19 protein-coding genes are annotated in these 21,637 nt (G+C 60.4%); 10 read left to right on the top strand and 9 right to left on the bottom strand.

Annotation, left to right across the window (positions count from 1 at the left end):
• Window positions 1-32: 32 nt before the first annotated feature.
• Window positions 33-710, top strand: a complete 678-nt coding sequence (locus DXK94_RS11455; RefSeq protein WP_079597416.1) for an ABC transporter ATP-binding protein — start codon at window positions 33-35, stop codon at window positions 708-710.
• 55 nt (window positions 711-765) lie between these two features.
• Here the strand turns inward: DXK94_RS11455 and DXK94_RS11450 are convergent, their stop codons facing one another.
• Entirely contained in the window at window positions 766-2,472 is a 1,707-nt protein-coding gene (locus DXK94_RS11450; protein WP_147294371.1) for a DUF2142 domain-containing protein, read from the bottom strand.
• The gene (locus tag DXK94_RS11445; protein ID WP_115525080.1) at window positions 2,469-3,578 is read right to left on the bottom strand and encodes a substrate-binding domain-containing protein; all 1,110 of its coding nucleotides are present in this window, start codon (window positions 3,576-3,578) and stop codon (window positions 2,469-2,471) included. Before DXK94_RS11445 ends, DXK94_RS11450 begins: the two co-directional genes overlap by 4 nt.
• A gap of 197 nt (window positions 3,579-3,775) precedes the next feature.
• Here DXK94_RS11445 and DXK94_RS11440 point away from each other — a divergent pair, with 197 nt between their 5' ends.
• Both DXK94_RS11440 and DXK94_RS11435 read left to right on the top strand, forming a co-directional pair.
• On the top strand, window positions 3,776-5,755 hold the full coding sequence (locus tag DXK94_RS11440) for a DUF6541 family protein (protein WP_115525079.1): 1,980 nt from the start codon (window positions 3,776-3,778) through the stop codon (window positions 5,753-5,755).
• 97 nt (window positions 5,756-5,852) lie between these two features.
• The gene (locus tag DXK94_RS11435) at window positions 5,853-7,118 is read left to right on the top strand and encodes a polysaccharide biosynthesis protein (protein WP_176156848.1); all 1,266 of its coding nucleotides are present in this window, start codon (window positions 5,853-5,855) and stop codon (window positions 7,116-7,118) included.
• Here DXK94_RS11435 and DXK94_RS11430 read toward each other — a convergent pair.
• Together DXK94_RS11430 and DXK94_RS11425 are read right to left on the bottom strand one after the other, a co-directional pair.
• A complete protein-coding gene (locus DXK94_RS11430) occupies window positions 7,111-8,100 on the bottom strand; it encodes a glycosyltransferase (protein WP_115525078.1) in 990 nt (329 codons plus the stop codon). The two genes, DXK94_RS11435 and DXK94_RS11430, sit on opposite strands and share 8 nt — an antisense overlap.
• Before the next feature lie 4 nt (window positions 8,101-8,104).
• Entirely contained in the window at window positions 8,105-8,851 is a 747-nt protein-coding gene (locus DXK94_RS11425; RefSeq protein WP_115525280.1) for a glycosyltransferase, read from the bottom strand.
• A gap of 226 nt (window positions 8,852-9,077) precedes the next feature.
• On the opposite strand from DXK94_RS11425, the gene DXK94_RS11420 reads away from it, so the two are divergent.
• On the top strand, window positions 9,078-9,959 hold the full coding sequence (locus DXK94_RS11420) for a glycosyltransferase family 2 protein (protein WP_079597239.1): 882 nt from the start codon (window positions 9,078-9,080) through the stop codon (window positions 9,957-9,959).
• Between the two features lie 67 nt (window positions 9,960-10,026).
• On the opposite strand, the gene DXK94_RS11415 is transcribed toward DXK94_RS11420, so the two are convergent.
• From DXK94_RS11415 to rfbB, 4 genes are read right to left on the bottom strand one after another with little or no spacing between them, the layout of a single operon-like run.
• Window positions 10,027-10,416: a DUF2304 domain-containing protein gene (locus DXK94_RS11415; protein WP_115525077.1), complete on the bottom strand. Its 390-nt coding sequence runs from the start codon at window positions 10,414-10,416 to the stop codon at window positions 10,027-10,029.
• Between the two features lie 9 nt (window positions 10,417-10,425).
• A complete protein-coding gene (locus DXK94_RS11410; protein WP_258868529.1) occupies window positions 10,426-11,157 on the bottom strand; it encodes a glycosyltransferase family 2 protein in 732 nt (243 codons plus the stop codon).
• Window positions 11,154-12,578: a bifunctional dTDP-4-dehydrorhamnose 3,5-epimerase family protein/NAD(P)-dependent oxidoreductase gene (locus DXK94_RS11405; RefSeq protein WP_115525076.1), complete on the bottom strand. Its 1,425-nt coding sequence runs from the start codon at window positions 12,576-12,578 to the stop codon at window positions 11,154-11,156. The genes DXK94_RS11410 and DXK94_RS11405 overlap by 4 nt, the downstream gene beginning before the upstream one ends.
• Window positions 12,579-12,581: 3 nt before the next feature.
• Entirely contained in the window at window positions 12,582-13,580 is a 999-nt protein-coding gene (gene rfbB / locus DXK94_RS11400; protein ID WP_115525075.1) for a dTDP-glucose 4,6-dehydratase, read from the bottom strand.
• A gap of 56 nt (window positions 13,581-13,636) precedes the next feature.
• Here rfbB and rfbA point away from each other — a divergent pair, with 56 nt between their 5' ends.
• The gene (gene rfbA, locus DXK94_RS11395; RefSeq protein WP_079597615.1) at window positions 13,637-14,506 is read left to right on the top strand and encodes a glucose-1-phosphate thymidylyltransferase RfbA; all 870 of its coding nucleotides are present in this window, start codon (window positions 13,637-13,639) and stop codon (window positions 14,504-14,506) included.
• A 56-nt stretch (window positions 14,507-14,562) separates the two neighbouring features.
• Here rfbA and DXK94_RS11390 read toward each other — a convergent pair whose 3' ends face one another.
• The gene (locus DXK94_RS11390) at window positions 14,563-17,145 is read right to left on the bottom strand and encodes a GH25 family lysozyme (protein ID WP_395929031.1); all 2,583 of its coding nucleotides are present in this window, start codon (window positions 17,143-17,145) and stop codon (window positions 14,563-14,565) included.
• A gap of 619 nt (window positions 17,146-17,764) precedes the next feature.
• Between DXK94_RS11390 and DXK94_RS11385 the strand changes: the two genes are divergently transcribed.
• From DXK94_RS11385 to DXK94_RS11365, 5 genes are all read left to right on the top strand, one after another.
• The gene (locus DXK94_RS11385; protein WP_115525074.1) at window positions 17,765-18,988 is read left to right on the top strand and encodes a CpaF family protein; all 1,224 of its coding nucleotides are present in this window, start codon (window positions 17,765-17,767) and stop codon (window positions 18,986-18,988) included.
• Window positions 18,985-19,842, top strand: a complete 858-nt coding sequence (locus DXK94_RS11380) for a type II secretion system F family protein (RefSeq protein ID WP_181884812.1) — start codon at window positions 18,985-18,987, stop codon at window positions 19,840-19,842. The genes DXK94_RS11385 and DXK94_RS11380 overlap by 4 nt, the downstream gene beginning before the upstream one ends.
• Window positions 19,839-20,780: a type II secretion system F family protein gene (locus DXK94_RS11375; protein WP_181884811.1), complete on the top strand. Its 942-nt coding sequence runs from the start codon at window positions 19,839-19,841 to the stop codon at window positions 20,778-20,780. Before DXK94_RS11380 ends, DXK94_RS11375 begins: the two co-directional genes overlap by 4 nt.
• A gap of 87 nt (window positions 20,781-20,867) precedes the next feature.
• Entirely contained in the window at window positions 20,868-21,077 is a 210-nt protein-coding gene (locus DXK94_RS11370; RefSeq protein ID WP_079597618.1) for a hypothetical protein, read from the top strand.
• A 4-nt stretch (window positions 21,078-21,081) separates the two neighbouring features.
• Window positions 21,082-21,498, top strand: coding sequence for a TadE family protein (locus tag DXK94_RS11365; protein ID WP_079597619.1), 417 nt, complete (start codon window positions 21,082-21,084; stop codon window positions 21,496-21,498).
• The last annotated feature ends 139 nt before the right edge of the window (window positions 21,499-21,637 follow it).

Genomic DNA, 21,637 nt, shown 5'->3' with positions numbered 1-21,637 from the left:
GGAAGCAGTTCGTCCTGCGGCACACCCGGTCAATGAAAGAGGCTGTCGTCTGGCTGGTCAAGGGACGGAAGGGTGACCTGTCCAAGAAATTCATGGCACTGACTGACGTGTCCCTCGATGTTCAGCAGGGTGAAACAGTTGCTCTGCTAGGGCTCAACGGCAGCGGAAAGTCGACGCTCCTCAAGCTCATCTCGGGCGTTCTCCAGCCCGACGGCGGGACAGTTCACACGCGCGGGCGAGTCGCCGGACTTATTGAGGTGGGAGCGGGCTTCCACCATGACCTCAGTGGCCGGGACAACGTGTACCTCAATGGCGCGATCCTGGGCATGAGCGAGAGCCAGATCGACGAGATGTTCGATTCCATCGTTGAATTCTCGGAGATTGGTGAATTCATCGACACTGAAGTCAAGTTTTACTCGTCCGGTATGTATCTCCGGCTCGCATTCTCCATCGCGGTACACACTGACCCGGAAGTGTTCCTCATAGATGAGATCCTGGCTGTGGGCGATGAGCCATTCCAGCGGAAATGCATCGCCAAGATCAAGGAATTGTCCGACAAGGGTAAGACCCTCTTTGTAGTCAGCCACGACCTTGACCTGGTTTCCACCGTCTGTGAGCGGGGAATCCTCCTTGAACACGGCGAAGTCATTATGGACGGCGAGGTCCACGAAGTCGTCTCGGAACTCAGGGCGCGCACCGCGACGGCCTAATGCCCCAACTGCAGCGCCTCCTGCGAGACGTGCAGTTGGGTCCAGCGGGAAACTTTTACGACCTGGAGCGGGACTCCGCTCCGGTTTTGGCTGGCAATGGTTCAGCAGGCACGGCAACCGGCCGGCGCTTCGTGGAGGACGTGCGAGACGGCCATTTCAAGAGTGCGCAGCCCGGGAAGACGTAACCGTAGAGGCAGTGCGCTGCAAATGCCACCAAGGCGACGTAAGCCACGCACAGCGCCAGCCACCCGAGGGGCGGCTGCCACCCGGGATTGGTAATCATGATCTGCCAGTTGGCCAGCTCGCGAATACCCACTACATAGCGCCGCAGAATATATGCAAATGCCAGCCCATGGGCGAAGACCCCGGCCAACAGAACTACGCGACCGACTGACTTCGCCGGCTCCGTTTGGCTGATCCGCAAATGCCTGACAGCGATCCCGGCGGCGATCAGGAGCACCAGGAAAAGGGGAAGGTTGTAGCGGCCCTGCCAAATGAATCCCATGGTTTCCACTACTTGAGCCTGGAGGACTGCGGGGACGATCAGCAGGAGTGCAAGGGCGATCCAATATCCTGCGGTGCGGCGCCATGGACGGACGGCCAGCGGCAACAGGAGCGCGACCACAATCAGGAAGCTCCAGAACATCTGGACAGCATCAGGCAGGCGGCTGTCCAGCCAACCCATAACACCAACGTATTGGGGGAAGAAGCCGAAGAATCTGTCCAGCATCGTAACGAAGCCCTGGTCGGCACGTACGCCGGGAAGTGGGTTGATGATCCCAATAGGCGCAACGCCAGCCGAAGCAGGGGCGTTAAGCATCAGCAGAATCCATGTGATGCCGAGCAGGACCCCCGGAACCGTCGCCGCAACCGCAAGGAGAACGTACTTGTTTTGGAAGGCCGTGATGATCGACCGGCGCTGGTAGAAGGACAGTCCGACAATGAGAGCGCACAACAGCCATACCAGCGACACCTGACGGGTATTGGCGAGGATCGCTGACGCTGCCACAACCGTCATGACCGCAGGCTTAATGGCCTGTGGCCTGTGGGCATTGTCCAAAAGGACAATGAAGCCACAGAAGGCTGCCATTGTGGCTGCAACTTCGAGGGAGTTCGGATTGATTCCAGACCCCAGGAACAGGACCATGGGCGTCATGCTGACGCTGGCCAGGACGACGGGTATCTGTGGCCGGAGGAATCTTGACAGGGCAGTGAACCCGGCCGCCAGGAAAACTGCTGTAAGGACTGAGCTGACGATGCGCATCGTGTAGAGGGCGGGAGCTCCACTGAGCCACAGGCTTGGCAGCCCAACAATCCAGTAGTACATGGGATTGTAAGTTCCAGCTGTCGTGACGCCGATAGTCTCGTACGTATCGCTTGCGGGGATGGGCGGTGCGCATCCCGCTGACGTGTCCGGCCGGAATTTGTAGCATCTCTGGGCATCGAGATTGGCGATGTACGCCGGCACCTTCACATGGACCCCGTGTCCGAAGGACGATCCCTCCTGGACAGTTATCTGACCCCTTACTACTGCAGCGGCCTTTATCGTGTGGGCCGGCTCGTCCGGGAATGCCATAAGTGGTGTGGCCAAAGCCCACAGGGAAATAAGGAGCGCAAAGAGTCCGAAAAGCTGGAAGAACAGCTTTCGGCCGCTTTTCAATGCAGGTTGTGCCTTCGAACCGGCGACTTCCATTTGATGAAGGTGGGTGGTGGTCTCACTTGTTCGTTGTGCACTGCCCGAGGGGTGCGTCAATCCGCTCACTCAGTTCCCTCCACGATTGCGGCAATCAGCTTTTTGGCTTGATCCGACGTTTTACTGTTTGGTGGCAAAGCGCTGGCGAAAATGTTGGCGTTTCGCTGACCAGTCTCACTGAAGATTGCTTCCCCCCAGGAGCTGACAAGCTTCGCGATCTCCGCGTGCGGGTACTCCCGGCACAACACCACGTATTCCTTCACAGCCAATGCGTATCCAGCCTTGCCGTCGAGTTCCTGCTCGAGGGCGCCAGGTGCCGTACTGGCCGTATTTCCTGCTTCGATGGCGGCGAGGACTGAGTCCGGCGAGAATGACTGGTACGTTCCATCGAATTGCAACGAGGCGGTCGAAAAGCGCGACCCGATGATGCCACGTTCAAAGACTGCCAGCCCGCCGACTGTATCGTCGAGGTCTGACGCGATTGCGATCGGCTTCGTGTCCACTTTTACATCCACTGATTCAGGCCACTCGGCAGAAACCCCGAAGCCCCATTCGCTGCCTGCCTCTTTTGACAGGTACTCGGTCACGGCCTCCGTGACGTCCTGGTCATCGTCAGACAGCAAAGGTGTAATTTCGATGTCGGGCAGATCCAGCCCCGGATTCTCCTGGGCGATCCGCGGGTCATTCCAACGCGTGATCTCCCTAAGCAGGATGCCGGACAGGATGCCCGCGTTGAGTTTTACGTTCCGGATTCCGGGGAGGTTGTAAGCTACGCCGACCGGGAGCACGGCCGCCGGAAGGATGAGTGGTCCGGACGGGCCGCAGAGTTGTCCGCTGGAAGCTGGCAGCTCCACAGATCCTGGCATCGTCGACGTAGCGAAGTGCGTCTGTTCCCGTGCCAAGGCGTCTATCCCGGTTGTGCCCCCGTCGGGGGAGAAAGCCACGGATACTGCTGGGTTCGGCCCCCTCCAGCCTTCCTGCCATGCAGCGACGAGCGCACTCATTGAGCCGTTCCCGACGCCCACCAGGCTGCCCCTTAGCGCATCATCGCTGACGGCGGGCGGTGGTGCCGTGCATGCTGTTGTGGTCAAGACAGTTGCCAAAACGGCGATGCCGCAGAGGCCCAGCGGGGATGTGATTCTTGGCTGTGTTATCTTCTTGTCTCGACGTTTCACGTGCCTAGCCTACGCGGCCAGGAGGGCACGGCGTTATTCCGGCAGAGCCACACGGCGGGCGGGTCCAGTCACTGCACTGCGGCTATTTTGGGCCTCAGCCTTGCTCGTCAAGTAGAATCGCTGAGGTCAGGGAGCCTCCTTGCCGCGGCAAGTTGCGAGGCAGCCTACTACAGCCGCCGTCAACAGTAAGGTTTTGTATGTCCTGGTGGTCGGAGGCGCCAGCGTTCTTTGCTGCTTTGACGCTGCTGTTCGTCCCCGGCGCTGTTGTGGCCTGGGTGGCTGGAGTCCGCGGTTTCCTTTTGTATGCGTCAGCGCCCACGCTGAGCCTCTCGCTTGTGGCTTCCGCCGCAATAGTCGCTCCAGTTGTCGGACTTGATTGGTCCGCTCTCGCTCTTGCGGCTGCAACGGCAGCGGCGCTTGTTGTGGTGCTGACGGCACGCAAGACCTTGTTGTGGAAGATCCCCGCACTGTCGGAAAAGGCCGGTGTGGGTTACCGCAGGGCAGTCAGCCTGGGTTTGATTATCGCCGCGGTACTGGTGGCCGTCCGGATGATGGGCGCGATAGCCCAGCCGGACGCCTTGTCCCAGACATTCGACAACGTGTTTCACATGAATGCAGTTCAATTCATCCTCGATCACCGCTCGGGATCGTCCTTTTCGGTTGGCGACATGACGGGGGGAGGCTTTTACCCCGCCGCTTGGCACGATCTTGTCTCGCTCCTGAGCCAGCTCACTGGGGCAAGCATCCCTGTGGCCGCGAATGTCATTAACGTCTGTGTAGGGGCTGTTGTCTGGCCGGCCGGTTGCGTCTACTTGGCGCAGGTGACTGTGGGGAGCCGTCCCGCTGCGGTCATTGCTGCCGGCGTGCTTTCCGCAGCGTTCGGCGCCTATCCGCTTCTCATGGTGGACTTTGGAGTCCTTTACCCCAACTTTCTCGCCCTGGCTCTGCTTCCCTTCGTGTGGGCCCTCGGCATCCAGGCGTTCCGGTTTTCGGCAGATGGTCCCGCGCAGCCCTCCGCAATGTGGTTTCTCTTCCTGGCGACGCTGCCGGGGCTGGCACTTTCGCATCCCAGCGGCGTCTTGACACTTTTGCCGTTGCTTGCCGCTGCCGCGGTCATCTGCTGGTGGCAGTGGAATTTCCGCTGCACGCCCCGAAGTGGAATTTGGCGCTGGGGTGCCGCGAGGGTGGTGCTGCTCGTTGCAGCGGGAGCGGTTTGCGTTGCGCTGTGGAAGGTCGTCAGGCCACCTGAAGCGGCGGCAACATGGCCGCCGGTCGCCACATGGACGGACGCGATTTGGGACTTCGTCAGCAGTTCAGGCATCGACCGGCCGGAATCATGGGCAGTTATGGCACTGGCAATGGTGGGGCTCGGCGTGGCTGCCAGGAGCAAGCGCTATTGGCTTCTGGGCGCGTATGCTGCTGTCGCGATCCTGTTTTTCATGGCCGTAGCAGGCCGGCCTGGCCGGATCCGAACGTTCCTTACCGGGGTCTGGTACAACGACCCGCAACGCCTTGCCGCGATAGTCCCCATCGTTCTTCTGCCCATAGCCGTTCTGGGTGCCGCGTTCTGTTGGGATGGCCTGAAGCGCCTGCTCGTGAAAACACGCCGGAAAAGAATCCGGATCAAGGACTACGGTAGTCCCGCGCTGACCATCGGGGTGACTTCTGTTGCTGCAGTCGTGGCGGTCTCGACACTTATAGCAGTGACGCAGCAGGAGAACCTGGACGCTGCTCAAACGTCAGCTGCGCGCAACTATGCGATGGGTTCGGATGCACCCCTTTTGGACTCAGGGGAGATGGCCATATTGGAGCGCGTCCGGGAAGAAGTGCCGCCGGACGCTGTGGTGGTCGGTAATCCCTGGACCGGCAGTTCGCTGGCATACGCCCTTTCCCAGCGCCAAACCCTCCAGCCGCACATTCTTGGCGCCGTTTCGGACGAGGCCCTGTACGTCTTTGCGCACCTCAACATGGCTGCCGTTGATACAGCCGTGTGTGCAGCCGTTCGTGATCTTGAGGCGGAATATGTTTTGGATTTTGGCGACCGCCAAGTTAACAACGGTGAAGGACGAACCATTGACTACCAAGGGCTCGATAATTTGAAAGAAAGCGGTGTTGCGGAGGTTGTGGATTCACAGGACGGAGCGACACTCTACCGCATCACGGCTTGCGGGATTTGATTTTGCCATGCTCTTGGACAAGCGGGGAGAAGAAACTGAACAGCGGAGTTTGCAGCAGTCCTTGGGGCGAATTCATGAACATTGAGGTCCATCCACTATGAAAACCGTGATTATCCGGCTGCTGGGCTTCACAGGGCTGCCTCTGCTGTCTCTAGTGACACCCTTTTTGTTGCTTCCCATTCTTGCGCGCCTGGTCGGTGAGGTGGGCTGGTCCAGCCTGCTGGCCGGCCAAACCATCGGCACTTTCGGAGCGACAGTGATCAGCTGGGGATGGAACATCCAGGGTCCCGTTCAAATTGCGCAAAACCCGTCACCGGCATTCCGCGCGGAGCTCTATCGCGAGAGCATCAGGACTCGCTTGGTGCTGACCCTCGTGGTCTTACCAGTGGTGTCGTTTCTCGCCGCATTCCTCGCTGTCCCTGAGCTGAGACTCGAAGCGGTCGCGATGTCATGGACCACTGCATTAGGGGGACTGTCCGTAGCCTGGTACTGCATTGGGGTGGGTCAGCCGTCCCTGCTGGCGAAGTTCGACACGGTCCCGCGGGTTGTTGCCACGCTTATCGCCATACCCGTTGTGCTGGCCACCGGGTTCATCTGGCTTTACGGAGTCCTTTTGGTTCTGGCCGTGGCAATAAGCATGTTCGTGTTCCAGCGGTGGGCCGTTCCGCGTGGCCGGAATACTTTCACACACTGGCGGGCGACGACCGGCATACTGAAGTCGCAGATGGCTTCCGCCGGCATCGGCGCTTCCGGAAACACCTACGCCGCGACGCCGCTCCCCATCGCGCAGGCTTCCGTGGATCCGGCCACCGCAGGACAGTTCGGCTCGGCTGATACTGTTTACCGCTTTGGCCTCTTCTCGGTAATGGCGTTGGGAAACACCTTCCAGGGCTGGGTCCTTGAACTAGGAGACTCTTCGGAACGCCGGAGACATCTGCTCGCGATCTGGTCCCATGCTGCCCTGGGCACTGTTGGTGGCGGGTTGCTGGCGCTGCTGGGACCGTGGGCAACCGAGATCCTTTTTGGCGCCCCTGTAAGGGCCACCCAATTGACCTGTCTTTTCTATGGACTCGCCTTCTTCTTCATCTCCGCCGCCTCGCCCTTCACACGGAATCTGCTCATACCATTCGGTGGCGAAAGACTGATTTTGGTGTGGACAGCCGTCTCTGCTGTTCTTGGGGTGGGAACCATGGTGGCAGCAGGGACAGGCAACTGGGCGGAGGGCATAGCCCTAGGCATGGCATGCAGCGAGGCGCTGCTCTTTGTCGCACTGGTTTTGCCGGGTCTTCGGAGGCTGAACAACCTTGAAAAGTACCGGATGGGTGACCGGGATGAACCCCGCACCCCGTTGAAGGCTACCTAAGCCGTTCGGCCAGCCGCGGATCGATTTTTCCCATGCGGTTTATAAGTCCGTCCCTCAAACCGTAAAGGAAACCGATAAGGTGCTTCCTTCGGTTGGGACCATAAACGAATCGCACCGCGTGGCTTTGGAGCTCCATATAAAGGCGGCGGAGGATCCATTTCGGTTGGCTAAGCGCATACCGCCGCATCAATACGAAAGAGTTCCGGGTGATGTAGTACACGCGGAATGGCGAGTGGTAATGCACACTCAGTTTCTTCTCGCCGATGCGTGCATGCCAGCCCAGGATCTTCAGCGGCCTGGCGTCCCCCAACGAATGCGCAAGGTTGCTGCCTGCACTGGCGAGAGCCCGGAAACCGGCTTCCCTGACGCGGGCATTGAATTCTGAATCCACGCAGTCGATAAAGAAGTCCTCGTCGAGATACCCCACCCTGTCAAGCACGGATGTCTTGATGAGAGTGCCTGACTGCATTGGGTCGAAGACCTCCGGCTCGTCTGCCGTACCAAGCAGCGGCATCCTGATGTTGTTGTGGAACTGGGGGGCAACGAGCCCAACCGTCTGCGGGCTACTCGACGACCTGGCAACCTCGAGAGCGTCCTCAACGTAGTTTCCGGTAAATCGGGAATCCTGATCCATGGTGATTAACCACTCGGGTTCCCATAGTTCGCGTGCGCGCTTCATTCCGGCATTAAGCGCGGCAGCGATACCGCAATTTTCCGGCAGCCGGAGGACTCTCGCGCCTGTGGCCTCTACATCCGAAAGAATTCCCGACACATCGGTGGGTGACCCGTCGTCGACAACAATAACGCGTTCGACATACCTCTTGAGCGAAGCCACGTTCTCTACAAGTTCTTTGGTGGGGGAGTATGCGGAGACAACTGCCGCCACATCCCGCCCGTTAGGAGTCAGGAGCAATTTCGATGCCGTCCCTTTGCTCGGGTTGGGTGCAGTGATTAATTCCAATGCCCCCAAAAAGTTGTACATGGGCTTAGTTGAAGACGGTCCTGCGCAGGGCGATGACGAGGTTTCGAAGAAAGTCCCATCGTGCGGCGAAGATCTTCCCCGCACTGCGGATTCCTTGCGGGGTCAGATTTTGCCCATGAAGCCGGTGAAGGATGGTGTCCTCTTCCAAGTAACGGATCGAACGGTTGACGATGCCCACCATCGCAATCCACTGGTCGTGGGACTCCCTCATGTGCGGGGGAAAGGGCAGGATTTTTCTCAGCATCTCCTGGCGGAATGCCATCGCGCAGCCCCAATGCAGCCGATAGCCCACGACGATGCCGATGAGGTTACGCAAAGTGTGCGTGGAGTCTTGGGGCCGAAGCCTGATTCGGTGGAACCGCCCGAGGGGGCCGTCGAAATGTTTGCAATTGCTGACGACCATGGCCGCGTCCTGGAGGCCTGCAATCATCTGCTCGGCGCGGCCTGGAATCCAGATATCATCCTGGTCCGAGAGGAAAACGTACTCGCCGCTCGCTTCGGAAAGAGCTTTTTCAAACGTGCGCACGTACCCGGCGTTAGTTGCGGCGGCGATTAACCGGATTCGCTGGTCGCCGATTCCTTGGATGACGTTCCTGGTGTCGTCTGTGGAACAGTCATCCACGATGACCAGTTCATCGGTTGAGGACAGCTCCGCAAGAATGGATTCGATCTGCTCCCTGATATGCCTTGCGCCGTTGTAGGCGGCCATGCAGACGCTGATGCGCGGAAGGGCTGTCGGTAGGGGTTCCATAAAGTGCGGAATATCGCTTTCAGAATGTACCCGCTCAGTCGTGTCGAGCGGGGCTTGATCAAACGAAGAACAGTCTAGCAAAGGGCCCAAGGAGCCGGGGGACGGCCCTCCTGGCCTATAATCAAACCGACGATGATCGCGCCAGGCCTTGCCCAAATGTTGGCTGCCTGGGCGTCGCAGGGGCCTTCAGAGCGCCGGCGAAAACCACGGAAGGAACCTCAGGTCCATGACCGTTGACGTAATGTTGCCGTACTACGGCGATGTCCATCAAATGAAGCTCGCCGCCCGCAGCGTAATGAATCAGGAGAACCAGGACTGGCGGCTTGTTGTCATCGACGACGGGTATCCGGATCCGGAACCGGAACGCTGGTTTTCAACGATCACCGACCCTCGCGTAACGTACCTGAAAAATGAGGAAAATCTTGGTGCCAACGGTAACTACCGCAAGGCGCTGACTCTGGTCGAAGCACCCTACGTCGTCATCATGGGTGCCGATGACATCATGCTTCCGAATTACCTTGACGTGGTCGTAAGTGCCTTTGAGGAATATCCCAGAGCCGATGTGGTTCAGCCAGGCGTACAGGTGATAGACGAACAGGGCATTGCCTGCACTCCGCTTGTCGATGCCGTGAAGAAGGTTTACGCCCCCAAGACGAGTGAGCGCATTGAGCTCAAAGGAGAGGTCATGGCCACAAGCCTGGTCCGCGCGGACTGGGCTTACTTCCCTTCACTTGCCTGGCGCTCCGAGACGGTCAAGCGTATCGGCTTCACCGAGGGACTGGACGTCGTCCAGGATCTGGCTCTTTTGCTGGACATAGCGGCGGAGCACGGTTCGATGATTGTTGATCCCGTACTGGCATTTCTCTATCGGCGGCACTCGGCATCGGACTCCTCAGTGCGTGCACTGGACGGCAGGCGTTTTGACGAGGAGCGGCAGTTTTTCCAGCAGCAGGCCGAGCGCTTCAGCAGCTTGGGCTGGAAGGGTGCGTCGCGGGCCGCGAGTTTTCACACAACATCCCGCCTTAACGCCGCCTCCCTGATCTTGAAATCGGTCGGGAAGGGCAAATTCGATTCACTGCCGAGGCTGGCAAAGCACATCTTCAGCTAGCAACGGATACAAAAAAGGACGCCCCGGGGCGTCCTTTTTTGTGTCCGTGGCCACCGGCGGCAACGGGTCATTGGTTTTGTGGCCCCGGGTCACTTCCCGGGCCGGGCTTCACCTCGAGCTGACTCCGGATGTCAGCGAGATCAGCCCTGAGCAGCGCCAGTTCCTCGCAAAGGATTCGCACCTCGTCTTCAGCCTGTGACTGTTCCCTGGAGAGGTGAAGGCAGACACCCACCAAAAGGATCAGTGTCATGATGAAAAGGAGGTTTGCCGGCACCTGAATGCCGATAAGTCCGCTGGCTTTCTCCAGGAGAGAAGGGAAGGCGGAAAGTAGAAGAGTGCCGATGCCGATGACAATCCACAGGACGGCGTACTTCTCGCGAAGTTTCTGTCGGCGGAGCATTTCAAACACAAAGAAAAGGATCGCCACGACGACGATGGAGCCCATAAGGAGCGACATGTTGGATTCCTAGTTGGTGGACGGCTCGGTTTTCTTCCGCGTCAGAGCGAACAGCAAGGCCATTCCTGAGCGTCCGAGGTAGATGGCTGCCTTCATTGGGTCGTGGCTGGGGGTTCCGCCCTGGCGGGCGCGCATCGAGACCGCGACTTGCCTGACAGTGCATCCTGAACGGATGGCGACGACCAACGAGTCGATGGTATCCCCGAGGTACTCGGCAGGGTAGTGGTCAACATATTGGCGGATCGCTTTGATGTTGGCTGCCCGGAACCCGGACGTAACGTCAGTTAAAGGGGTACCTGCAATACGGGAAATCGTCCACGCCAATACCTTCATGGCCCACTTCCTGGGGCCGCGTACGGTGTAGTTTCCCTTGTCTGCGAAGCGGGCTCCGATAGCAATGTCAGCGTGCTGAAGGCCGTCCAGCACAGCCTTGATGTCACGCGGATCGTGCTGCCCGTCGGCATCGACCTGTATGACCTGCTTGTAGCCATGACTTTTGGCATACTTGAAGCCGGTGCGCATAGCGCCTCCGACACCCATGTTGAACGGCAGTTGCAGTACGGTTGCTCCCGCCTCACGGGCCACCCGCGCAGTGCCGTCACGTGATCCGTCGTCTACTACCAGGACATCGCATGGCGGGCCGAATTCAAACACTTCCCGGATGGTGTTTCCAATGGATTCTGACTCATTCCAGGCAGGCATGATGACGAGAGTGTCAGGGTGACGGGCGGATGCTGTCACTGATCGATCAGTCCATTCTTTACGTAGGACTCCAAGCGGATGTTCGACAGCGGCGGCTCAAATCCGGTGGACTTGATTTTTGTCAGGTCCAGGACGCTGTTCAGCGGTCGCGGTGCCGCTTCTTTTCCTTTGAAGTAGTCAGCGGTGCTGACTCCTGTGACAGCAGTCCGTGCCTTGCCGCACAACTCATACACGTCCGCAGCGAGTTCTGCCCAGGACTGGGGCTCGCCGTCACTGCTGAGGTTGTACGTCCCGTACTCTGCACCGGACTCAAGCAGATGACGGATGCCCGCAGCGATATCTTCGGTGAAGCTCAGCCTGCCAACTTGATCATTGACAACCGAGGGCTCGATGCCACGGTCGGCCAGGGACGCCATGGTGCGCACAAAGTTGTTGCCTTCACCGATGACCCAGCTGGTGCGGACGATGTAGTGGCGGGGAATGACGTCCACGATCGCATCACCGGCGGCTTTGCTCTGGCCATACACCCCCAGCGGGGTGAGGGGCTCCTCCTCATCATGAAGGTTCCGGGCGCCGTCGAAGACGTAGTCGGACGAGACGTGGACCAGCGTCAGGTCATACTCGACAGCGATCCGGGCCAACCGGGATACCGCTGTGACATTGACCGCCCAGGCGGCGGCGCGGCCCTGCTGGGTCTCGGCGGCATCGACGGCCGTGTAGGCAGCCGCGTTGATGATGGTTGAGTAGTTTTTCCAGTTGCGGTCCTTGAAGGAGTCCGGATTGTCCAAATCGAACTCTGCGCGGCCGGCAAACTCGACCGATCCGTCGCCCTCATAAAGGTTGCGCAGGGCTTTACCCAATTGTCCGTTTGCACCGACCACCAGGATTTTTTTGGCGGGCATGGGCACCACGTCGGCCAGGCGCGGGTGGGCCTTGTCCTTGTCCGACAGCTCTGCCTGGCCCAACGGAATGGGCCACTGGATGGCCGCGGTTTCATCGGCGAGATTCAGGAAGGTGTACTGGCCTTGGGCGTCAGCTGACCAATGATCATTCACGAGGTAGGTGTAAGCCGTGTTGTCCTCAAGGGTCTGGAATGCGTTGCCCACGCCACGGGGGATGAAAATTGCCTGGCTGGCGTCCAGCTCGGCAGTGAAGACAGCACCGAAAGAGGGACCCTGACGAAGATCCACCCAGGCGCCAAAGATCCTGCCGGTGGCGACAGAGATGAACTTGTCCCAGGGTTCTGCGTGGATTCCGCGGGTGGTTCCTGCCTTTTCGTTAAACGAAATGTTGTTCTGGACAGGGCGGAAATCCGGCAGCCCCAAGGCAACCATTTTCTCCCGCTGCCAGTTCTCCTTGAACCAGCCCCGGTTGTCGCCATGTACCGGAAGGTCATAAAGGACGACGCCGGGAATCGGGGTTTCGTGGGCAGAAAGCTTTTTCGAAAACTCCAGAGACATGGACTACTGGCCCTGTTCCTTGTATTTGGCTTCGGTGGCTGCTTTCTGCGGCCGCCACCATTCTTCGTTGTCGCGGTACCAGGCGATGGTGTCCTCGATGCCGGCGTCGAAGTTGGAGAACTGCGGTTCCCAGCCAAGCTCATCGCGGAGTTTCGTGGAGTCGATGGCGTAGCGCAGGTCGTGGCCGGGCCGGTCCACCACGTGGTCGTAGGCCTCCGGGGACTGGCCCATGTGCTTGAGGATCAGTTCGACGACGTCCTTGTTGTTCTTCTCCCCGTCCGCGCCGATCAGGTAAGTCTCGCCGATTTTGCCCTTGGCGATGATCGCCAGGACCGCGGAGGAGTGGTCGTTGGCGTGGATCCAGTCCCGGACGTTCTCGCCCTTGCCGTAAAGCTTGGGCCGGATCCCGTCGATCACGTTGGTGATCTGGCGCGGAATAAATTTCTCCACGTGCTGGTACGGGCCGTAGTTGTTGGAGCAGTTGCTGATGGTCGCCTGCAGCCCGAAGGAGCGCACCCATGCCCGGACCAGCAGGTCGGAGCCGGCTTTGGTGGAGGAATAGGGGCTGGAAGGGTTGTAGGGGGTCTGCTCGGTGAACCGTTCGGGGTCGTCGAGTTCCAGGTCGCCGTAGACCTCGTCGGTGGAGATGTGGTGGAAGCGCTTGTTGTGCTTCCGTGCCGCCTCGATCAGCGTGTACGTGCCGATGATGTTGGTGTCCAGGAACGGGCGGGGATCGTGCAGGGAGTTGTCATTGTGCGATTCGGCAGCGTAGTGGACCACGACGTCGGTGTCGGCGACGAGGCCGTCCACCAGTGCGGGGTCGGCGATGTCTCCCTGGACAAACGTGAAGCGTGCGTCCGGCAGTCCCTTCAGCGATTCAAGGTTTCCTGCGTAGGTCAGCTTGTCCAGAACGGTGACGTGGTCATCGGTGTTATCAAGTACGTAGTGGACGAAGTTGGAACCAATGAACCCGGCACCGCCGGTAACAAGAAGTCGCTGCATAATTCCCAAGGGTACCGGATTTGCCGCGGCACTTAGCGAACGGAAAGATGGGGGACATGCGCGGAATAATACTTGCCGGCGGTACCGGCTCCAGGCTTCACCCCATCACTCTGGGCGTCAGCAAGCAGTTGGTCCCGGTCTACGACAAGCCCATGATCTACTACCCGCTGTCCACCCTGATACTCGCGGGTATCCGCGACATCCTGATTATCACCACGCCCCACGACGCCGAGCAATTTGAACGTCTGCTCGGCGACGGGTCACGTTTCGGCGTATCCATCACCTACAAGCAGCAGCCGTCGCCGGACGGCCTTGCCCAGGCTTTTGTGCTCGGAGCGGAACACATTGGTGATGACAGCGTGGCCCTTGTTTTGGGGGACAACATCTTTTATGGGCCTGGGATGGGCACCCAATTGCGCCGTTTCGAAAACATCGACGGCGGAGCGGTCTTCGGTTATTGGGTTGCTGATCCCAAGGCCTATGGCGTGGTCGAGTTCGATTCCGCGGGCAAAGCGATCTCCCTGGAAGAGAAGCCGGAAAAGCCGAAGAGCCATTACGCTGTCCCCGGTCTTTACTTCTATGACAATGACGTGGTGGAGATCGCTGAAAACCTCAAGCCTTCCGCGAGGGGGGAACTGGAGATCACGGACGTCAACCGCACTTATCTCGAAAAGGGAAAACTGCAGGTGGAGATCCTCCCGCGCGGTACTGCCTGGCTCGATACCGGAACCTTCAATGACCTGAACGATGCATCGAACTTCGTCCGGACCACGGAAAACCGGCAGGGCCTGAAAATTGGTGCTCCCGAGGAGATCGCCTGGCGGCTCGGCTTCCTCAGTGACGATGAACTCCGGCAGCGGGCTGAGCCCCTCGTGAAGAGCGGTTATGGCTCCTACTTGATCGATTTGCTGGAACACGGCCATTAGAAGAGGCCAAAAAGGCGGGACCCGCACCATGCGGGTCCGCCTTTTTCGTTGGGTGGCTAACGCAAGGTGGTCCTTGCTCCACCCGCCGTTGTCCAAGTGATGCTTCCACCCTGGAAGGTTTGGCTGCATGAAGACCTGTCCGCAGTGCAGGTCTGGCTGCTGGTTGGGTAGCCCAAAGCCCCGGCTTCGAATCCCTGTCCGGCCCAGCTCTGCTGGATCGGGCCGGGCACGATCAGGTGGGCTCCGCTTGCTGATGACCACATGACGGTGCCCTTCTCGAAGTTCTGGAAGCAGCCGTCATTCCGCAACCCACAAATGGTCCCGCTCGTGGGGTAGCCCAGTGAGCCGGATTCGTAGCCTGATGCGCCCCACCGTTCCCTGATGGGTGTTGAGGTCAGCGCCTGGGCTCCGGTGGCAGGAGAGTACATCACGGTTCCCTTGGCAAAGTTCTGGAAGCAGCCGTTATTCCTCAGCCCGCAGATCTGGCCGCTCACAGGGTAGCCGAGCTTGCCGCCTTCGAAACCTGTGCTGACCCAGGCATCACGGACCGGCCCGAACATAACCGCGTTCGCTCCGCTCCCGGCGGACCACATCACAGTTCCCGAGGAGTAGTTCTGGAAGCAGCCGCCGTCTACCAGGCCGCAGATTACGTCGGAAGCCGGGTATCCCAATGACCCGTTTTCGAAGCCGGTTTTTTGCCACAGATCACGGATCGGGCCGAGTAAGCTCGGCTGCGCTCCAGTGGCGGGTGAATACATGAGTGCCCCCTTGGCGAACATCTGGAAGCACCCGCCGTCTTTGAGCCCGCAGTACTGGCCGGACGTGGGGTAGCCGAGGCTGCCTGCGCCCCAACCCAAGCGTTCCCATCCTGCGGCCATCGGCCCGGCGGCTACTGTTTCGGGGGCAGTGGCGGCGGAATACCCAACGACGCCCTTTTCAAACGCCTGCCGGCACTCGGTCTGGACCGCTCCGCAGCTGGCAGGGCCGGCTGGATACCCCAGGCGGCCGTTCTCGAACCCGGATTTCTGCCAGTAATCGAGGATCCGCCCGGTGAGCGTGTGGGCGCCGGTGGCCGGTGAGAACAGGAGCGCGCCGCCCTGGAACAGCTGGTAGCAGCCGCCGCCGCGGAGGCCGCACACTTCTCCCGCGACCGGAAAGCCTATTGGCTCTCCCTTCGTGCGCGACGCTTTCCAGGTTTCGCCCATGCCCATGAAAACAGGCCAGGCTCCTGAAGTGGGCGTCCAGGCAACGACTCCACCGCTGAAGTTTTGGGTACAGAAGGAACTGGTGCAGTTTGCTTCGGCGTTCGGATAGCCCAGCAGGCCGTTTTCGTAGCCTGCTCGTCCCCACGCCTCCATCACTGGGCCGGGCTTGACCAGACGGGCGCCGGTGGCAGGGCTCCAGAGAACCGAACCGGCCTGGAACAGCTGGAAACATCCACCTGATTTGAGTCCACAAACCTGATCGCTGAGAGGGTATCCGAGACCTCCGTTTTCGTATCCCTGAGCTGCCCAATGCTCACGGATTGCTCCGAACGGCACCAGGGCGGCACCGGTCGACGGGGACCACATGATGGACCCGCCCTGGTAGTTCTGGAAACAGCCGCCATTCTTGAGTCCGCAGATAACGCCGGACACGGGATAGCCCATCTGGCCGTTTTCGTATCCCTTCCGGGCCCAGGCGTCACGGATCGGTCCGGCCAGGCTTGGTTGTGCTCCGGCGGTCGGAGACCACATGACGATGCCGGCTTCATAGCCACGGAAGCATCCGCCGTCACGGAGGCCGCAAATTATCGTGGAAGTGGGTGCACCCAGGGAAGGCATGGAAGCACGGAATGCATCGATGGCCTTGACCGCTGCGGGTGGAACGCCGCTGGTAGCGAAGGCCTTAAGGCCTGCGTAGTCGCCGTTCCACACGTTGGAGTCACCAGCGAACGGCCCGGTGCTGCTGTACTGCCAGATGCTGTAAGTACCCCAGCTTGCGGTGGGTACCGGTCCTGCGTTGTTGGTGGGCGCATCGGGGTAGGCCGCGATCCACAACGGGTAGTCACCGAAGCCGGCAGGATTTCCCAAGCACTGGTTCCACCAACTTGTATTGGTGTAGATGACGGGGAGCCTACCGGTGAGCGACTGCACGGTGTTGCCGAAGTCGCGTACCCAGGTCTGAAGCTGCGCCGGGGACATGTTGTAGCAAGTGTTCCCGAAGTAGAAGCCGTTGATGGTACGGCCTTCATAGGGGTTGAACTCAAAGTCCAGGACAGGAGGCATGGTGTACCCGTCTCCTGACCAGCCGCCGCCGTTCTGTACGAAGTACCGGGCCTGGTCTGCTCCGGACGACCAGTTCGGAATAGCGAAGTGGTAGGCGCCGCGGATCATTCCGACATTCCGTGCCCCTTGATACTGGGAGCCGTAGGACGGGTTGGTGTAGTAGTTGCCTTCCGTGGCTTTCACGTAGGCGAAACGCGCACCCATATTCCACTGCTGCTGCCAGTCCACGCTTGGCTGGTGGCCGCTGACGTCCAGCCCCTGGATACCGAACGTTGGCATCCAGGTGCCCTCGGACGACAGCGATTCCGTATTCAGGCGCCGCAAGGACTCGGAGGGGGCTGACGCCGTGACCCGGGCTGAACGCTGGCCCATTTCCGCCCCACCTACGCCCACCGCCTCAGCCATGGATTGTGAAGTCCCCGGCGAAGTCGCAACCGGCTGCGGTTCTCCTGTGGCTTTTTCCACTGGCCGCGGTTCTGCGGGGGCAGTTTGGGGCGTCGACGGGGCCGGTGCGCCCGTGGGCGCGGCGGCCGCGGTTGCCCCAGTGCTTCCATTACTGGAAGAAAGGTTTGGGGTAGGCGCGGGTTCGACGGCGGACGCAACGCTGACGAGGCCGGGGCCAGCTACCAGGGAGGCAGCCAGCAGCACTATCCCCAAAGTTTTCATGGCGGGGTGACGGGACTGAGACAGGTTCCGCTTCATATTTGCTCCGGAGACAATGTGGCGCTCCCGCGAGCGCTCATTTCGATAGCTGTTCAGGTTTTTCCCCCAGGGATACGCCTGACAGGTGGTGGTTCGACAATTAACGCGCTCACCATAGCATTGGTGTTACCAGCGGAACTAGTGGTTCTCTTGTTGCTCAAGTGATAGTTGTCGCACCGTTAGTTATCCACATTGAGCGCCCCTATGACTTGTTGCCGGGGTTTACCCTCCTTAGGCTGGACGCAATTGCACTGCCCGCGCTGGGCGGCAGTCATGTGGGGGAGTACTTATGGATGCTCTGGGGATAGTCGAGGACGAAGTCCGCGAGCTGATACGGCGCAAGGGCCTCGATCCGTTGCGGCAGGCCAGTGAGGTGCGCAGGCTTGTGGAAGCAGCCGTCATGGACTATGACGAGCGGGCCTTGATGGGACCGCTTCCGCCCCTCGGACCATTGGACTCGGCTCGCAGGTTCCTTTTCGATGCTGTGGCGGGATTCGGTGTCCTCCAGCCACTGCTCGACGACCCCTCAGTAGAAGAGATTTGGCTCAACGCGCCGAATGAAATCTTTGTTGCGCGCAACGGCGAATCCGAACTCACCTCGCTCAGCCTTTCCGACCAGCAAGTGCGCGACCTCGTGGAGCGGATGCTGAAGAGCTCCGGCAGGCGCCTTGACATGTCGTCTCCCTTCGTTGATGCGGCCCTGCCCGACGGCTCGAGGCTTCACGTGGTCATTCCGGATGTCACGCGCCGCCACTGGGCAGTGAACATCAGGAAGTTCGTTGTGAAGGCAACCCGGCTGGAACACCTTGTCGAGTTGGGCACTCTGACGCCCCAATCCGCCCGGTTTCTTGGTGCAGCAGTATCCAGTGGATTGAACATCCTGGTGTCCGGCGCCACCCAGGCAGGCAAGACGACGATGCTCAATTGCCTGGCGTCCAGCATCGGAAGCCGGGAGCGGGTCATTACGGTTGAAGAGATCTTCGAGCTGCAGTTCCCGTTGCGGGACGTTGTGGGGCTCCAGTGCCGCCAGCCGAACCTCGAAGGCGAAGGCGAAATTCCGCTCCGGCGCCTGGTGAAGGAAGCGCTCCGCATGCGGCCGGACCGTCTGGTGGTCGGTGAGGTGCGTGAGGCCGAGAGCCTGGACATGCTGATTGCCCTCAACTCAGGTCTTCCAGGCATGTGCACGGTGCACGCCAATTCTGCCCATGACGCAGTCACGAAGATCTGCACACTCCCACTGCTGGCCGGCGAGAATATTTCCAGCGCCTTCGTCGTTCCCACGGTCGCATCCTGCATCGACCTCGTGGTCCATTGCAGCCGGCAGGCGAACGGCCGGCGGGAGGTCACCGAGATCCTGTCCCTTGGCCGACGCGTAGAGAACGGCATCATCGAATCATCGTTGGTTTTCGCCATGGCTGACGGCGTCCTGCAGCCCCGGGCGAACGCGATGCCGTCGGCGGAGAAATTTTCGCGTGCGGGCTATGATGTCGCTGCTTTGCTGGATCCCCGATGATCTCGGCACTGCTCGGAGTAACAACAGGAACGGGCCTTTTCCTCATCTGGTGGGCGTTCTGGGAGTCACCGCCGAAAAGGCCGCGGGAACGGAAGCCAAGCCGCCTGGGCGATCTTTTGGCAGCTGCGGGTGTCGACAAGGTTTCCGTGGGCGGGCTGGCGGGCACTTGCCTGGGCCTGGCGCTGTTTGTGGTCCTGGTGTTTTACGCCGTCAGCCGCTCGTGGCCCATCGCCGCATGCTTCGGACTTTTCGCCGGATGGTTGCCCGTCAGCGTCCTCCGCTGGCGCGCTAAAAAGCGTACGGCGTTACTGCGCCAGCTCTGGCCGGACGTCGTCGATCACCTTCGTTCGGCAATTCGCGCAGGACTGCCTTTGCCGGAGGCGCTGATCCAGCTGGGTGACAAAGGCCCGGAAGAACTGCGGCCGGCGTTTCGGGAGTTCGGCGCCGACTACCGGGCCGGGGGACATTTTGATGGGTCGTTGAACAAACTTAAGCACAAGCTTGCAGATCCGGTCGCTGACCGGATCGTCGAAGCCCTGCGTCTGACCCGGGAGGTCGGAGGGTCGGATCTGGGCAAACTGCTGGGTACGCTTGCCGAATTTTTGCGGGAGAGCGCGCGCACCCGCAGCGAACTCGAAGCCCGGCAGTCCTGGACCGTCAACGCCGCACGCCTTGCCGTAGCCGCGCCATGGATCGTCATGGTTCTCCTGGCTACACGGCCGGAAGCGGTGCAGGCATACAACACACCGATGGGGGCAGCAGTGTTGCTCGGAGGGCTGGTGGTTTCGTTGATCTGCTACTCCACCATGCTGAGAATAGGCGCTCTTCCCCAGGATGAAAGGGTCCTCCGGTGACCGCTGTCTCTCCAGCCGCCGTCATATGCGGACTTGTCATGGGGATAGGCCTGTGGCTGGTCATCTTCAGGTCCCCGATGATGAGGGCAACAACTTTTGCGCAGCGGATTGAGCCGCAGCTCAAGGCCCAGAACGTTGAGTCGCGGCTCCTGCGCTCAGGAGAGCAGACGCTGACGCCCTTCGGGCCGCTTGAGAGGATACTGCGCCCGGTGGTCCACGATGCCCTCGCGGCGCTGGGAAAGCTTAGCCCTTCACCGGGCGCGACCGCCCGTCGGCTGGTACAGGCGGGGATCAACAAATCTGCCATTGATTTCAGGGCTGAACAGCTGCTGTGGGCGGCCGCCGGATTCGCCCTCGCGTTGGCTCTGTCCCTCATTGGGGCTGCTTCCGGCAGGTTCAGTCCACTCGTCGCGGCCTTGATCATCATCGGAGGCGCTGCAGCAGGCTTCGTGCTGCGGGACTATTGGCTGGGCGTTCAGGTCCGCCAACGGGAAGCCCGGATGATGGCTGAATTCCCCAGCCTCGCTGAGCTCATGGCGCTCGCCGTCGGCGCCGGGGAGAGCGCCACCGGCGCCCTGGACAGGGTCTGCCGGAGCGCCAAGGGGGAGCTGGCCAAGGAGTTCTCGAAGATCCTCGCCGAGACACGGGCCGGCAAGCCGCTCGTCCTTGCCCTCCAGGAGTTCTCGTCGCGCACCGACCTGGCGCCGCTGGTGAGGTTCGTCGACGGCATCATTGTCGCCGTGGAGCGGGGCACACCCCTGGCTGACGTGCTTCGTGCCCAGGCCCAGGATGTCCGTGACACCGCAAAACGGGACCTGATGGAAGCCGCCGGCAAGAAAGAGATCGCCATGATGGTGCCACTCGTTTTTGGTGTGCTCCCGCTGACCGTCGTTTTCGCCGTCTTTCCGGGCATTGCGGCGATCAGCCTGGGTTTCTAGCGGTGGCACCGACCAACGGTGATGACCGGACCGTGGCGTCATGCCCAATCAACGCAGGAAGTAAGAGGAAGAGGAAGAGGAAGAGAAATGAAAAACGTAGGAATCCGCTGCGCAGTGTTGCTCCTGACTCTCGCAGATTCACGCCGCACCCCGAATGATCACCCTGAGCGGGGAGATGTGCCGGGGTGGGTCATGATCACCCTCATGTCCGCTGTCCTGGTGGCAGCCCTCCTGGCGCTCGCCGGACCAGCGTTGGAGTCCATGTTCAACCAGGCGATGGACAAGGTGGGCAGCTAAGCCCATGCCACGTCCCGCCAAGGTAGCCAAAGGCGCCCCTGAACAGCCTGTATCGAGGGAACAAGGCTCGGCGGTGGTGGATTTTGTTTTGGTGGGAGGACTGCTCACCATGTTTTTCCTGGCGATCATCCAACTGGCGCTCGTGTTGCACGTGCGCAACACCTTAATTGATGCCGCCGCCTCGGGGGCCAGGTACGGAACCCTGGCGGACCGGGGAGCTGTCGACGCGGAAGAACGGACGCGTGCCCTCATTGTGACCGCGTTGAATCCTGGCTTTGCCGGCCAGGTCAGCACCACCGAAGTGACCGTGCAGGGATTGCGGACCCTGGAAGTGACCGTGCGGGCGCCGATGCCGGTCATTGGTCTGATCGGTCCGCGGGACATGCTGGAGGTGAAGGGACATGCCGCTGTGCAGCCCTGACATCCGGTGGCGCGTTCGTACCCGGCTGCGTGAGGCGCTCTGCATGAAAACGGATACTGCAAACGTGGCCATGCGAGACATACGGAAGGTATGGCCAGGAGACAAGCAAACCCTGCCACACGACGCAAGGCCGCAGAAG

This window comes from Arthrobacter sp. RT-1 (assembly GCF_003367205.1).
In the GTDB taxonomy this organism is placed as follows: domain Bacteria; phylum Actinomycetota; class Actinomycetes; order Actinomycetales; family Micrococcaceae; genus Arthrobacter.
Note: the sequence above shows the minus strand (reverse complement) of the source record. Positions and strands in the feature narration are given on the sequence as shown.

Excerpts from the sequence above, each read along its gene's own strand:
- DXK94_RS11435 (WP_176156848.1), top strand. The coding sequence starts at position 5,853 with ATGAAAACCGTGATTATCCGGCTGCTGGGCTTCACAGGGCTGCCTCTG.
- DXK94_RS11380 (WP_181884812.1), top strand. The coding sequence starts at position 18,985 with ATGATCTCGGCACTGCTCGGAGTAACAACAGGAACGGGCCTTTTCCTC.
- DXK94_RS11440 (WP_115525079.1), top strand. The coding sequence starts at position 3,776 with ATGTCCTGGTGGTCGGAGGCGCCAGCGTTCTTTGCTGCTTTGACGCTG.
- DXK94_RS11390 (WP_395929031.1), bottom strand. The coding sequence starts at position 17,145 with ATGGGCCAGCGTTCAGCCCGGGTCACGGCGTCAGCCCCCTCCGAGTCC.
- DXK94_RS11425 (WP_115525280.1), bottom strand. The coding sequence starts at position 8,851 with ATGGAACCCCTACCGACAGCCCTTCCGCGCATCAGCGTCTGCATGGCC.
- rfbB (WP_115525075.1), bottom strand. The coding sequence starts at position 13,580 with ATGCAGCGACTTCTTGTTACCGGCGGTGCCGGGTTCATTGGTTCCAAC.
- DXK94_RS11430 (WP_115525078.1), bottom strand. The coding sequence starts at position 8,100 with ATGTACAACTTTTTGGGGGCATTGGAATTAATCACTGCACCCAACCCG.
- DXK94_RS11455 (WP_079597416.1), top strand. The coding sequence starts at position 33 with ATGAAAGAGGCTGTCGTCTGGCTGGTCAAGGGACGGAAGGGTGACCTG.
- DXK94_RS11385 (WP_115525074.1), top strand. The coding sequence starts at position 17,765 with ATGGATGCTCTGGGGATAGTCGAGGACGAAGTCCGCGAGCTGATACGG.
- DXK94_RS11415 (WP_115525077.1), bottom strand. The coding sequence starts at position 10,416 with ATGTCGCTCCTTATGGGCTCCATCGTCGTCGTGGCGATCCTTTTCTTT.
- rfbA (WP_079597615.1), top strand. The coding sequence starts at position 13,637 with ATGCGCGGAATAATACTTGCCGGCGGTACCGGCTCCAGGCTTCACCCC.
- DXK94_RS11405 (WP_115525076.1), bottom strand. The coding sequence starts at position 12,578 with ATGTCTCTGGAGTTTTCGAAAAAGCTTTCTGCCCACGAAACCCCGATT.
- DXK94_RS11370 (WP_079597618.1), top strand. The coding sequence starts at position 20,868 with ATGAAAAACGTAGGAATCCGCTGCGCAGTGTTGCTCCTGACTCTCGCA.
- DXK94_RS11420 (WP_079597239.1), top strand. The coding sequence starts at position 9,078 with ATGACCGTTGACGTAATGTTGCCGTACTACGGCGATGTCCATCAAATG.
- DXK94_RS11365 (WP_079597619.1), top strand. The coding sequence starts at position 21,082 with ATGCCACGTCCCGCCAAGGTAGCCAAAGGCGCCCCTGAACAGCCTGTA.